Source organism: Mycobacterium barrassiae (genome assembly GCF_025822765.1).
GTDB classification, from domain to species: Bacteria; Actinomycetota; Actinomycetes; order Mycobacteriales; family Mycobacteriaceae; genus Mycobacterium; species Mycobacterium barrassiae.
The window spans coordinates 57996-71667 of record NZ_JACKUK010000009.1; the positions used below are offsets into that span (position 1 = coordinate 57996).

The window sequence follows — 13672 nt, forward strand, 5'->3', positions numbered from 1 at the left end:
ATTCGAGGAACGTGGCATGGGCACGAAGTTACCCGGCGCGTCAGCTTCGATGCCCACGCGTGATCGCAATATGCGAATATCTGCCCATGACCTCCCCGGAAGACCCCGAGGACCGGATCAGGCAGCTCGAGCAGTCGGCCGCCTCCTACGGGGCTGTGGAGCTGGGCGCCGAGCATGCCCGTGAAGGCGTCAACCCGTCGTCTCAGCTCCCGCCGCCGGCCTACAACACGCCGGTGCCGCCGCCACCGCCCGCGTACGGGCCACCCCCACCGCCCTACGGAGGCCCGCCCTCATACGGCGACCTGTACCAGCCGCCGTTCGGCACGCAGTACACCCCGATTCCGAAAAGGGGTGCGCCCGTCGGGTTGATCATCGGCCTGCTGGCGGTCGTCTTCATCGCGATCTTCGGTGGGATCGCGGCGTTCGTGTGGAACATGTCGTCGACGATCGAGGGCGTGGCAGGCGGCGGCGGTTCGGTCGACCGGCCGAACACACCGGCCTATCGCCCGCCGACGATCACGCTGCCCAGCATTCCGGCGATTCCGAGCTTCCCCACGGCGGAGAAGACCCCGACGCGGGGCGGACAGTTCAGCGTTGCGGGCGTCGGCGAGGTCAAGACGATTCCGTGCAACGACGCCGAGATCAGCGTCAGCGGCGTCGACAACACCATCACGCTGACCGGACACTGCCTGAGCGTCACCGTGTCCGGCGTCAACAACAACGTCACCATCGACAGCGTCGACACCATCGGGGCATCCGGATTCGACAACAACGTCACCTATCACTCCGGCGATCCCAAGATCGACGCCAGCGGATCGAACACGGTCTCGCGCGGCTGACTTATCCACAGGCTCGACGCTTCCGGCGGCTGCCCTGGTGGCGCCGCCGTAGGATGCAGTGATGGCCACGTTGGAGGATCTCGAGGCGCGCGTTGCGGCCCTTGAGGCCTCGCAGGCCGACTACCGAGCAGTGCTGTCGGCGGTCAATGCGCTGGGAGCCAATCAGCGGGAGCATTCCCTGCGTTTTGCGTCGGTCGAGACGCGTCTGGGCGCGGTCGAGTCCGGGCTTGCCGACCTCCGACAGGAGATGCGCGCCGGCTTTCGTTCGGTTGACGAACACCTCGCCGAACTCAAGGATCTGGTGATCCGCCGCATCAACGGCACCTAGACATCTCGCGGACATCTCACGGGGAACTGCCCAGCCAAGCACTACTCGATCTGCCAGCCTCCGCGCGACTTTGTCGCTCGAGCTGTGGCCCCCCGTAGTAGTTGAGCGACTTTGTCGCTACGAGGCTGGCACAAAGCCATGTCACCCCGCGCGGCTATGGTCGGGTCATAGGAGAGGAACGACGTGAGTGAACAGACCTCCACGCCCAGATTGACCGGCCAGTTCGCCAAGGCGCTCGTCTACGCCGAGCTCAAGCATCACAACCAGGTCCGCAAGGGCGGTGACATCCCGTATCTCGGCCATCTGCTCTGCGTGGCGGGGTTGGTGATCAACGACGGTGGCTCCGAGGCCCAGGCCATCGCGGCGCTGCTGCATGACACCGTCGAGGACGCCGGCGGGCCGCCGACGCTCGAGGAGATCCGGCGCAACTTCGGCGACGACGTCGCACGCATCGTCGACGAGTGCAGCGACACCGACGTGGTGCCGAAACCGCCGTGGCGCGAACGCAAAACCGCGTACATCCGCCACCTGCAGCAGGTGGGGACGGACACCCTGCTGATCTCGGTGGCCGACAAGCTCGACAACGCCAGGTCGATGCTGCGGGACTACCACGAACACGGCCCCCAGCTGTGGGAGCGCTTCACCGTCAAGGACCCGCGCGACCACCTCTGGTACTACGGCGAACTGCTGGCCGCCTACCGAAGCCGCGGGCTGGACAGCTGGATGGTCGACGAGCTCGGCCGCGTCGTCGACGAGCTCAAGCGACTGGTCGAGGGTGACGACCGCGTCATCCTGGTCTGACGGCGGCACGGCGCCGCTTATGGTGGACGCTGATGGCACTGCACCTGCACCGTGCTGAACGCACTGATCTGCTGGCCGACGGCCTCGGTGCCCTGCTATCGGACCCCCTGCCCGATCCCTTCGCCGAGGAAGTCGTCATCGTGCCCGCCAAGGGCGTCGAGCGATGGCTCAGTCAGCGGCTGTCGCATGTGCTCGGCCGAGGACAGGGCGACGACGGGGTATGCGCCGGGATCTCGTTTCGCAGCCCGCGCTCGCTGATCGCCGAGATCAGCGGCACCGACCGCGACGACCCCTGGTCGCCCGACGCGATGGTGTGGCCGCTGCTCGCCGTCATCGACGACAGCTGCGACGAAGCCTGGTGCACCACGCTGGCCACCCACCTCGGCCACTTCGAATCGGGCGACGAGCGCGAACTGAGGCAGGGCAGGCGCTACGCCGTCGCCCGACGGCTCGCCGGGCTCTTCGCGTCCTACGCCCGCCAGCGGCCGCAGCTGCTCGTCGACTGGGAAAGCGGCACCGACGGCGGCATCGACGCCGACCTGCGGTGGCAGCCGCCGCTCTGGCGGGCGTTGCTGGACCGCGTCGACGCCGATCCGCCCCACATCCGGCACGCGAAAACCATTGCCACGCTGAAGGAGTCCCCGACCGATCTGCCCGAGCGCATTTCTTTGTTCGGTCACACGCGGCTGCCGTCGACCGAAATCGAACTGCTCGACGCCCTGGCCACCCATCACGACCTGCACCTGTGGCTGCCGCATCCCAGCGACGACCTGTGGGCGTCGCTCGCCGGCAACCACGGACCGATCCCCCGCCGCGACGACACCTCGCATCGGCAGGTCCACCACCCGCTGCTCGCGACGCTGGGCCGCGATCTGCGCGAGCTGCAGCGCGCCCTGCCCGCCGATGCGCGCACCGACGAATACCTCGGCAGCGGTGCACATCCCGAGACGCTGCTCGGCTGGTTGCAGTCCGACATCACCGCCAACGCCGTGCGCCCGCAGGGCCGCACCCTCAGCGCCGACGACCGTTCCGTGCAGGTACACAGCTGCCACGGTCCCGCGCGGCAGATCGACGTCCTGCGTGAGGTGCTGCTGGGCCTGCTCGCCGACGACCCCACCCTCGAACCGCGCGACATCCTCGTCATGTGCCCGGACATCGAGACCTATGCCCCGCTGATCGTCGCGGGATTCGGCCTCGGCGACGTCGTCGACGGCGCACATCCGGCGCATCAGCTGCGCGTGAAACTCGCTGATCGTGCACTGACGCAGACGAATCCGCTGCTCGGGGTGGCGTCGCAGCTGCTCACGCTGGCCGGCGGACGCGCCACCGCCAGCGAGGTGCTCAACCTCGCCGAGGCGGGTCCCGTGCGTGCATGCTTCAACTTCAGCGACGACGACCTCGACGCGATCGCCGACTGGGTCCGCGAAGCCAACATCCGGTGGGGCTTCGACCGCGCCCACCGCCACCCGTACGGCGTCGACTTCCTGCAGAACACCTGGCGCTTCGGCCTCGACCGTGTGTTGGCGGGGGTGGCGATGTCCGACGATTCGCATGCGTGGCTGGATACCACGCTTCCGCTCGACGACGTCGGCAGCAACCGCATCGAGCTTGCGGGCCGGCTCGCCGAATACGTCGAACGGCTGCAGACGTGCGTCGAATCGCTCTCCGGCGCACGGCCATTGTCCGAATGGCTCTCCGCGCTGTCCGCCGGGATCGCTCAGTTGACCGCGGTGCCCGACGCCGACCTCTGGCAGTCCAGCCAGGTCGAGCGCGAGTTCAACGACGTCCTCGCCACGGCCGGTCCGCACGCCGACACCCTGATGCGGCTGCCCGACATCAAGGCGCTGCTCGACCGCCATCTCGCCGGTAGGCCGACCCGGGCGAACTTCCGCACTGGCACCCTGACCGTGTGCACGATGGTGCCGATGCGGTCGGTGCCACACCGGGTGGTCTGCCTGGTCGGCCTCGACGACGGGGTGTTCCCGCGGCTCGGGGTGGTCGACGGCGACGACGCGCTGGCCCGCGATCCGATGACCGGTGAGCGCGACATCCGTTCGGAGGACCGGCAATTGCTGCTCGACGCCATCGGCGCGGCGACCGAGAAGCTCGTCATCACCTACACCGGCGCCAACGAGTATTCGGGGCAGCGCAAACCGCCCGCGGTGCCGCTCGTCGAACTGCTCGACACGCTGGACATCACCACGTCGGAGAAGGTTCGCGATCGCGTGCTCGTCGAACATCCGTTGCAGCCCTTCGATGTTCGCAACGTGACACCCGGTGCGCTCGGCATGCCGCCGGGGAAGTCGTTCACGTTCGACCCGACCGCGCTCACCGCGGCCCGAGTCGCCACCGGCCATCGCGAGGAACGCCCGCGCCTCATCGGTCAACCGCTGCCGCCACCGCCACCCGACGACATCGCCCTCGACGACCTGATCGGCTTCTTCAAGGACCCGGTCAAAGGGTTCTTTCGTGCGCTGGACTACACACTGCCATGGGATGTCGAAGCCGTTGAGGACGCGATGCCCGTCGAGATCGACGCCCTGCAGGAGTGGAAGGTCGGCGACCGGATGCTCGACGACATGCTGCGCGGCATGTCGCCCGAGAACGCGCGGGCGGCCGAATGGCGGCGCGGCTCACTGCCGCCCGGCAAGCTGGGCTGGCGAACGGCGACGGACATCTGCGTCAAGGCCGACGCGCTGGCGTCCGCCGCCAAGCGACACCGAACCCAGGAACCGGACGCCTACGACGTCGACATCGACGTGGGCGGTCGACGTGTGACCGGCACCGTGCCGCGGCTGTACGGCGACCGGCTGGTCGCTGTCACGTACTCGAAACTGGACGGACGGCACCTGCTGGAATCGTGGATTCGCCTGGTGGCGTTGACCGCCCAGTATCCGGGCCGGGAGTGGACGGCGGTGTGTATCGGACGCCCCAAGCGGGACGGCCCGCCGAGGGAGCGGCTGCTCGGTCCGCCGGACGGGGCGCTCGAGGTCCTTCGCGATCTCGTCGCGATGTACGACGAGGGGCGCCGCCAGCCGATTCCGTTGCCGCTCAAGACGTCCTACGCATGGGCGGAGACCGAGCACCACCGCGGCGTTCCGATGCGCGAGGCGGGGTGGAGGTGGAAGACGGGTAAGTACCCCGGTGAGGACCAAGAGAAGGCCCACGTCCTCGTATGGGGTCACGGCTATCCGCTTGAGGACCTGGTCGCCGCCGGTCTGCCGGACTACGCGACACGGCTGTGGTCGCCGATACTCTCGGCCGAGAGGGACCCCGACTGATGGAGATGGCCCCCTTCGACCTGCTGGGTCCGTTGCCGGCACCGCGGTCCACGACCGTGCTCGAGGCGAGTGCGGGGACGGGTAAGACGTTTGCGCTCGCGGGCCTGGTGACGCGCTACGTCGCCGAGGGCGTGGCGACGCTCGATGAGATGCTGCTCATCACGTTCGGGCGAGCCGCAAGCCAGGAACTGCGGGAGCGGGTGCGCAGCCAGATCCTCGAGGCGCTGCTGGCGTTCGACGACCCGTCGACCGTCGGCGACAACCAGATCCTCAAGCACCTGCTCGACGGCGATCCCGACGAGCTGGCCGAACGCAAGCTGCGGCTGCGTGACGCGCTGGCCGGCTTCGACGCCGCGACAATCGCCACTACCCATCAGTTCTGCCAGCTGGTGCTGAAATCGCTTGGGGTGGCTGGCGATACCGATGCGGGCGTGCAGCTGGTGGACAGCCTCGACGATGTGGTCGCCGAGATCGTCGATGACCTGTACCTCGCGCACTTCGGCCAGCAGAAAGACGACCCGGCGCTGACCCGCGAGCAGGCGCTCGAGCTCGCACGGGAGGTGGTCGCCAACCCGCACACCGAGTTGCGGCCGCTGGACCCGCTGCCGGGCTTCGAGCCCGCGGTACGCGTCGACTTCGCGAAAGCCGTTTGCGCAGAGCTGGAGAAGCGCAAACGCAAGCTCGGCATCCTGCACTACGACGACCTGCTCTCGCGGCTTGCGAATGCGTTGGAGCCCGCGGATTCCCCGGCGCGGGCCCGCATGCAGCGGCGCTGGTCGATCGTCATGGTCGACGAGTTCCAGGACACGGACCCGGTGCAGTGGCAGGTGATCGACCGCGCGTTCTCCGGCCACTCCACGGTGATCCTGATCGGTGACCCGAAGCAGGCGATCTACGCGTTCCGAGGCGGCGACATCGTCACGTACTTGCATGCCGCCGAGAGTGCGGGCGAACGCCGGACCCTCGGCACCAACTGGCGCAGCGACGGTCCACTCGTCGACAGCCTTCAGGCGGTGATGCGCGACGCGCAGCTCGGCGACCCCAGGATCGTGGTGCGGGAGGTCGCGGCCAACCACAAGGAGCACCGACTCAAGGGGGCTCCGCACAACGACCCGTTCCGGCTGCGCGTCGTGTCCCGAGAGACGTTGCGCACCAGGCCCGATCGCACCATCAATATGGACCGGCTGCGGCCCCATATCAGCGCGGACCTGGCCTCCGACATCGCCGCGCTGCTGTCGAGCGGCGCGACGTTCTGCGACCAGCCGCTGCGGCCGGGTGACATCGCGGTCATCGTCGAAACCCACCGCGACGGGCGGGTGTGCTTCGACGCGCTGGCCGCGGCGGGCATCCCCGCCGTGTACACCGGCGACTCCGACGTGTTCTCGTCGCAGGCGGCCGACGACTGGCTGTGCCTGCTGGAAGCCTTCGACCAACCCCACCGCTCCGGACTGGTGCGCGCGGCGGCGACCACCATGTTTTTCGGTGAGACCGCGGAAACCCTTGCCGCCGAAGGCGAGACGTTGACCGATCGGATCGCCGACATCCTGCGCGAGTGGGCCGACCATGCGCGTGACCGCGGCGTCGCCGCCGTCTTCGAGGCCGCGCAGCTGCGGGGCATGGGCACCCGGGTGCTGTCGTGGGTCGACGGCGAGCGCCACATGACCGATCTGGCGCACCTGACGCAGGTGCTGCACGACACCGCACACCACGAGCACTTCAGCCTGCCCACCCTGCGCGACTGGCTTCGCACACAGCGCGAGGAGCGCAGCGGCGCCGTGGAGCGAAATCGCCGCCTGGACAGCGACGCCGCGGCCGTGCAGGTCATGACGGTGTGGGTGAGCAAGGGCCTGCAGTACCCGGTCGTGTACCTGCCGTTCGCGTTCAACCGCAACATCCAGACCCGCGACGTGGTGCTGTTCCACGACGGCGACACCCGCTGCCTGCACATCGGCGGCGAGCAGAGCCCGGATTACTCGGCGGTCCAGCAGTCGGGCCGTCAGGAGGCGGCCAGCGACGATGTCCGGCTGACCTACGTCGCGCTGACCCGGGCACAGTCCCAGGTGGTCGCCTGGTGGGCGCCCTCATGGGACGAACCCAACGGCGGACTGTCGCGACTGCTGCGCGGCCGCCAACCCGGCGACCCGGTGGTGCCCGACCGCTGCGACCCGCCGAAGATCGACGACGCCGACGCACTGACCGCGCTGCGAGCGTGGGAGACCGTCGGCGGGCCGGTCCTCGAGGAGTCCGTCCTCACCCCGCCCGTCGAGGTCGAATTGCCGCCCACACCAGAGGATCTCGATGTGCGGCACTTCCATCGGCGGATCGACACGTCGTGGCGGCGGACGTCGTACTCCGGGCTGATCCGCGCGGCGGAATCGGTGGGGGTCACCAGCGAGCCGGAGGTGATCGAGCTCGACGACGAGGTCGGCGAGGTGCCGGTCCACGAGGCTTCTGATGTCGGGTCCGACGTGCCCTCGCCGATGGCCGATCTGCCGACCGGCGCGAAGTTCGGCACGCTGGTGCACGCTGTGCTCGAGACCGCCGATCCGTTGGTCGACGATCTCGCGGGCGAGCTGGAGTCGAAGATCCGCGAGCACTCGGTGTGGTGGCCCGTCGACGCCGCGCCCGAGGACCTGGCGGCGGCGATGGTGCCGATGCACGACACCCCGCTCGGCCCGTTGGCGCCCGGCATGACGCTGCGGCAGATCGGTCTGCGAGACCGGCTGCAGGAGATGGAGTTCGAGTTCCCGTTGGCGGGTGGCGACGTGCGGGCCGGTGCCCCGTCGATCACGCTGGCCGACGTCGGCCGGGTGCTGGCGGAGCACCTGCCCTCCGACGATCCCCTGGTCTCGTACGCCGATCGCTTGTCGAGTGGCGCCCTGGGTGCGCAGTCGCTGAAGGGGTACCTGACGGGGTCGTTGGATGTGGTGCTGCGGGTGGACGGTCGATACCTCGTCGTCGACTACAAGACGAACTGGCTCGGTGAGCCGGGGCGGGATTTGACGGCTGCGGACTACGCGCAGCCGAGGTTGGCCGAGGCGATGCTGCATTCGGACTATCCGCTGCAGGCGCTGCTGTATTGCGTTGTGCTGCATCGGTTCCTGCGGTGGCGGCAGCCCGGCTATTCGCCGGAGGCGCATCTCGGCGGGGTGCTGTATCTGTTCATGCGCGGTATGTGTGGTGCTCAGACGCCGGTGGTCGACGGGCATCCGGCAGGAGTGTTCAGTTGGCGTCCACCGGCAGCGCTGATCGTGGCGATGTCGGACCTGCTGGATGCGGGGGTGGCGGCGGCGTGACCCTTCTCGAGGAGTTCGCGGACCTGTTCGAGCCGGCCGATGTGCACGTCGCGCGGCGACTCACCGCTTTGGCGCAGGAGACCGACGAGACCGTCCAATTGGCGATCGCGATCGTGGTGCGGGCGCTGCGCGGCGGCTCGGTGTGCGTGGACCTGCGCTCGATCGCCGATCAGCTCGAAATGCCTGACCTGCCATGGCCGCAGCCCGATGCGTGGCTGGCGGCGGTGCGGGCGAGCCCGCTCGTCACGGGCACGCCGGTGCTGCGGCTGTACGGCGATCTGCTGTACATGGACCGCTACTGGCTCGAAGAGCAGCAGGTGTGCGAGGACGTGCTGACGCTGCTGTCGTCGTCGCTGCCCGGCACGGTGCCGAGTCTGGAGCGGCTGTTCCCCAAGGGCTGGGAGGAGCAGCGGGCGGCGGCGGAAGTCGCTCTGACACAGTCGCTTACGGTGCTGACCGGCGGGCCGGGCACCGGTAAGACGACGACGGTCGCGCGGCTGTTGGCGCTGCTGGCCGAGCAGGCGTCGCTGTCGGGGCGACCGCCGCTGCGTATCGCGTTGGCGGCGCCGACGGGTAAGGCGGCGGCGCGGCTGCTGGAGGCGGTCCAGTTGGAGGTCGACAAGCTCGACGCCGTCGATCGCGATCGGCTGCCGGAGCTGAAGGCGTCGACGCTGCATCGGCTGTTGCGGTCGCGGCCGGACAACTCGTCGCGGTTCAGGCATCACCGGGAGAACCGGCTGCCGCACGACGTCATCGTGGTCGACGAGACGTCGATGGTGTCGCTGACGCTGATGGCGCGACTGCTCGAAGCGCTGCGGCCCGACAGCCGGCTGCTGCTCGTCGGCGATCCGGACCAGCTGGCGTCGGTCGAGGCGGGGGCGGTGCTGGCGGACATGGTCGACGGCCTCGGCGCGGCGCGGATCGCCGAGCTGAAGACGTCACACCGGTTCGGCGTGTCGATCGGCAAACTGGCGTCGGCGATCCGGGTTGGCGACACCGACGAGGTCGTCGCCTTGCTGCGGGCGGGCGGGGAGCACATCGAGTGGCTCGAGACCGACGATCCGGCCGAGCCGTTACGCAAAGTGACTCTCCCCCATGCGTTGCGGCTGCGTGAGGCGGCGATCCTCGGCGACGCGAAGGCCGCGCTGTCGACGCTGGACGAGCATCGGCTGCTGTGCGCACACCGCCGCGGGCCGTACGGGGTGCGGTTCTGGAACCACCAGGTCGAGCGATGGCTGACCGACGCGACCGGCGAGCCGCTGTGGACGCAGTGGTACGCGGGCAGGCCGATCCTGGTGACAGCGAACGACTACGGGCTGGGCCTCTACAACGGCGACACGGGGGTGACGGTGCTGCGCGAGAACGGCCTGCGCGCGGTGGTGGCCGCCGGCGCCGAGCCGCTGGAGTTCGCGACCGGGCGGCTCTCCGAGGTCGACACCATGCATGCGATGACGATCCACAAGTCGCAGGGCAGCCAGGCCGACGAGGTGACCGTTTTGCTGCCACTCGAGGACTCGCGATTGTTGACCCGCGAGCTCTTCTACACCGCGGTGACGCGCGCCAAGGAGCGGATCCGCGTCATCGGGACCGAGGTGTCGGTGCGGGCGGCGGTACAGCGGCGGGCGGTCCGAGCGTCGGGCCTGGCGCAACGACTGCGCGCCTAGTTTTTCTGCGATTTCGGCGTGTTTAGTCTCGCTGAGCGTGACCCAGCACGCCGAAATCGCAGGAAGTCGCACGGGCTCCACCCGCTGTTGCACAACGCAGGTACCGTGGGGCCGTGGCCGAGATCGCCCGCACCCGCACCATCGCGGCTGCCCCACAGGAAGTCTGGAATGTGCTCGCGGACTTCGGCGCCCTCAGCACGTGGGTCGACCGCGCCGACCACTCGAGCATCCTCGTGCACGGCCCCGACGGCGGCCCCATCGGCACCAGCCGACGGGTACAGATGGGCCGCAACACGCTGGTCGAGACCATCGTCGAGTTCGACCCGCCGCACGCCCTCGCCTACGAGATCGATGGGTTACCGAAGCAACTGGGTCGCGTCACCAACCGCTGGACCCTGCGACCACAGGGCGACGAGACGGCGGTCACATTGACCAGCACCGTCGAAATCGGTTCCGGCCCACTGCGACAGCTCGCCGAACGCGGAGTATGCCGCGTGATGGCCCATGAGTCCGACGGCATGCTCGCCGGACTCGCCAAGCGATTGGAGAACTCCCGTGTCTGAGCGCCCCGACATCGTCATCATCATGACCGACGAGGAACGCGCGATCCCTCCCTATGAGTCGCCCGACGTGCTCGCCTGGCGCGGCCGCACGCTGACCGGCCGCAAATGGTTCGACGAACATGGGGTCAGCTTCGGCCGCCACTACACCGGCTCGCTGGCCTGCGTGCCAAGCCGCCCAACGATTTTCACCGGGCAGTACCCCGATCTGCACGGCGTCACGCAGACCGACGGCATCGGCAAGGTGTACAACGACTCCCGCATGCGGTGGCTGCGCCAGGGCGAGGTGCCCACTCTCGGCAACTGGTTCAGCGCCGCCGGATACGACACCCACTACGACGGCAAATGGCACATCTCGCACGCTGACCTCACCGACCCCGCGACCGGCGCCCCGCTGGCGACCAACGACGACGACGGCATCATCGACCATGACGCGGTGCAGCGCTATCTCGACGCTGATCCGCTTGCCCCCTTCGGCTTTTCGGGCTGGGTGGGCCCCGAGCCGCATGGCGCGCTGCTCGCCAACGCCGGCATCCGTCGCGACCCGCTGATCGCCGACCGTGTTGTCGCCTGGCTCAACGACCGCTACGCGCGGCGTCGCGCAGGCGACCAGGAGGCATTGAAACCGTTCCTATTGGTCGCCAGCTTCGTCAACCCGCACGACATTGTGCTCTTCCCCGCGTGGGTACGCCGGAGCCCGGTAAAGCCGTCGCACCTCGACCCGCCTCACGTCCCCGCCGCGCCCACCGCCGACGAGGACCTGTCGACCAAGCCGGCCGCGCAGATCGCGTTCCGCGAGGCGTACTACTCCGGCTACGGCGTCGCACCCGCGGTCGACCGCTCGTACAACGGCAGCGCCCAGCGCTACCGCGACCTCTATTACCGGCTGCACGCCGAGGTCGACTCGCCGATCGACCAGGTACGCCGCGCGGTCACCGAGGGCGGCTCGGACAACGCGGTGCTGGTGCGGACCTCCGATCACGGCGATCTGCTCGGCGCGCACGGCGGCCTGCACCAGAAGTGGTTCAACCTGTACGACGAGGCCACCCGGGTGCCGTTCGTCGTCGCGCGGATCGGTGCGGACGCCACACCGGCGCGCACCGTGACGGCGCCGACGTCGCACGTAGATCTGGTGCCGACGCTGCTTGGCGCCGCCGGCATTGACGTCGCAGAGGCGGCGGCGACGCTGCGGGAGTCGTTCTCCGAGGTGCACGACCTGCCCGGCCGAAACCTGATGCCGGTGGTCGACGGGGCGCCCGCCGACGAGACACGCGCGGTGTACCTGCTGACGCGCGACAACGTCCTCGAGGGCGACACCGGCGCGTCGGGTCTGGCGCGCCGATTGAAGCTGACGACGAATCCGCCTGCGCCGCTGCGCATTCAGGTGCCCGCACACGTCGCCTCCAACTTCGAGGGACTGGTCATGCGGGTCGATGAGGCCGATGGCGGCGAGGGCCACCTGTGGAAGCTGGTGCGCACGTTCGACGACCCGGCGACGTGGACGGAACCCGGGGTGCGGCACCTCGCGGCCAACGGGCTGGGCGGCGAGGCCTACCGCACGTCGCCGCTGGACGATCAGTGGGAGCTCTACGACCTGACCAGCGACCCGACCGAAGCCGTCAACCGGTGGACGGACCCGGCGCTCGACGACCTGCGCAGGCACCTGAGGATGCAGCTGAAACAGGTGCGCACCGACGCCGTCCCCGAGCGGAACAATCCGTGGCCATACGTGTCCCGTCGGCCGGCGACGGGGCCGTCGTTCGCGGCGCAACTGGTCGCCCGGGTGCGGAAACGCGCGCTGCGCAAATAAGTCGACAACCATCGGCGCGCTCCGCAACGCGGCGACGGTTGGCTCGGTACAGTGCGATACGCACGACCTGTCGCTTCGACCGGAGCGATTCCCAAAGCACCTGGCGCATCTGAATCTCTCGCACCGGGTCATCACACGCCGCCCAGGCACAAGGGATTGTCGTGAGTCGATTTACCGAGACCATGTACGGCAACGCTCAGTCGAGTCGGATGGGCATGGTCACCGGGGAGCCCGATGCGCCCGTCCGCCATACCTGGGCGCAGGTGCACGACCGGGCGCGTCGTGTGGCAGGCGGTCTCGCTGCAGCCGGCATCGGACCGGGTGACGCCGTCGCCGTCCTCGCAGGCGCACCAGTCGAGATAGCGCCGACAGCGCAAGGCATTTGGATGCGCGGCGCCAGCGCGACCATGGTGCACCAGCCCACACCCCGCACCGATCTGGTGCGCTGGGCCGAGGAGACCACCACCGTGATCGAGATGATTTCGGCGCGAGCCGTCGTCATCTCCGATCCGTTCATGGCCGCGGCACCGGTGCTGGCCGAACGCGGTATGACGGTGCTGACGATCGAGTCGCTGTTGGCGACCGCGCCCGTCGAGCCGCTCGACACCTTCGATCACGACGTCGCGCTAATGCAGCTGACCTCGGGGTCGACCGGCTCGCCCAAGGCAGTCCAGATCACGCACGCGAACATCGTCGCCAACGCCGAAGCCATGGTCGTCGGCTGCCATTTCCACGTCGACACCGACGTGATCGTGAGCTGGCTGCCCTGTTTCCACGACATGGGCATGACGGGCTACCTGACCGTGCCGATGTATATCGGAGCCGAACTGGTCAAGGTCACGCCGATGGACTTTCTGCGCGATACGTTGTTGTGGCCCAGGCTGATTGACAAGTACAAGGGCACGATGACGGCCGCACCGAACTTCGCCTACAACCTGTTGGCCAAACGGCTGCGCAGGCAGGCCAAGCCCGGAGACTTCGACCTGTCGACGCTGCGCTGGGCGTTGTCGGGCGCCGAGCAGGTCGATCCTCTCGACGTCGAGGACCTCTGCGATGCCGGCGCGCCGTTCGGATTGAAGCCCGAAGCGATCAT

General features: G+C 68.7%; 8 protein-coding genes and 1 pseudogene. All 9 read left to right on the forward strand.

Annotation, left to right across the window (positions count from 1 at the left end; all coding sequences use genetic code 11):
• Nucleotides 1-86 precede the first annotated feature (86 nt).
• Entirely contained in the window at nt 87-839 is a 753-nt protein-coding gene (locus tag H7J93_RS01070; RefSeq protein WP_267304445.1) for a DUF3060 domain-containing protein, read from the forward strand.
• Between the two features lie 61 nt (nt 840-900).
• Entirely contained in the window at nt 901-1167 is a 267-nt protein-coding gene (locus tag H7J93_RS01075) for a hypothetical protein (RefSeq protein ID WP_267304446.1), read from the forward strand.
• Between the two features lie 183 nt (nt 1168-1350).
• Nucleotides 1351-1968: an HD domain-containing protein gene (locus tag H7J93_RS01080; RefSeq protein ID WP_267304447.1), complete on the forward strand. Its 618-nt coding sequence runs from the start codon at nt 1351-1353 to the stop codon at nt 1966-1968.
• Nucleotides 1969-2000: 32 nt separating this feature from the next.
• Nucleotides 2001-5249, forward strand: a complete 3249-nt coding sequence (gene recC, locus H7J93_RS01085; RefSeq protein ID WP_267304448.1) for an exodeoxyribonuclease V subunit gamma — start codon at nt 2001-2003, stop codon at nt 5247-5249.
• A 5-nt stretch (nt 5250-5254) separates the two neighbouring features.
• Nucleotides 5255-8545, forward strand: coding sequence for an exodeoxyribonuclease V subunit beta (gene recB / locus H7J93_RS01090; RefSeq protein ID WP_267304677.1), 3291 nt, complete (start codon nt 5255-5257; stop codon nt 8543-8545).
• The gene (gene recD / locus H7J93_RS01095; protein WP_267304449.1) at nt 8542-10209 is read left to right on the forward strand and encodes an exodeoxyribonuclease V subunit alpha; all 1668 of its coding nucleotides are present in this window, start codon (nt 8542-8544) and stop codon (nt 10207-10209) included. The genes recB and recD overlap by 4 nt, the downstream gene beginning before the upstream one ends.
• A 113-nt stretch (nt 10210-10322) precedes the next feature.
• Nucleotides 10323-10772, forward strand: coding sequence for an SRPBCC family protein (locus H7J93_RS01100; RefSeq protein WP_267304450.1), 450 nt, complete (start codon nt 10323-10325; stop codon nt 10770-10772).
• Nucleotides 10765-12579, forward strand: a complete 1815-nt coding sequence (locus H7J93_RS01105) for a sulfatase-like hydrolase/transferase (protein WP_267304451.1) — start codon at nt 10765-10767, stop codon at nt 12577-12579. Before H7J93_RS01100 ends, H7J93_RS01105 begins: the two co-directional genes overlap by 8 nt.
• A 215-nt stretch (nt 12580-12794) precedes the next feature.
• Nucleotides 12795-13583: pseudogene (locus tag H7J93_RS01110) on the forward strand (AMP-binding protein); the annotation flags it as partial.
• Nucleotides 13584-13672: the final 89 nt, after the last annotated feature.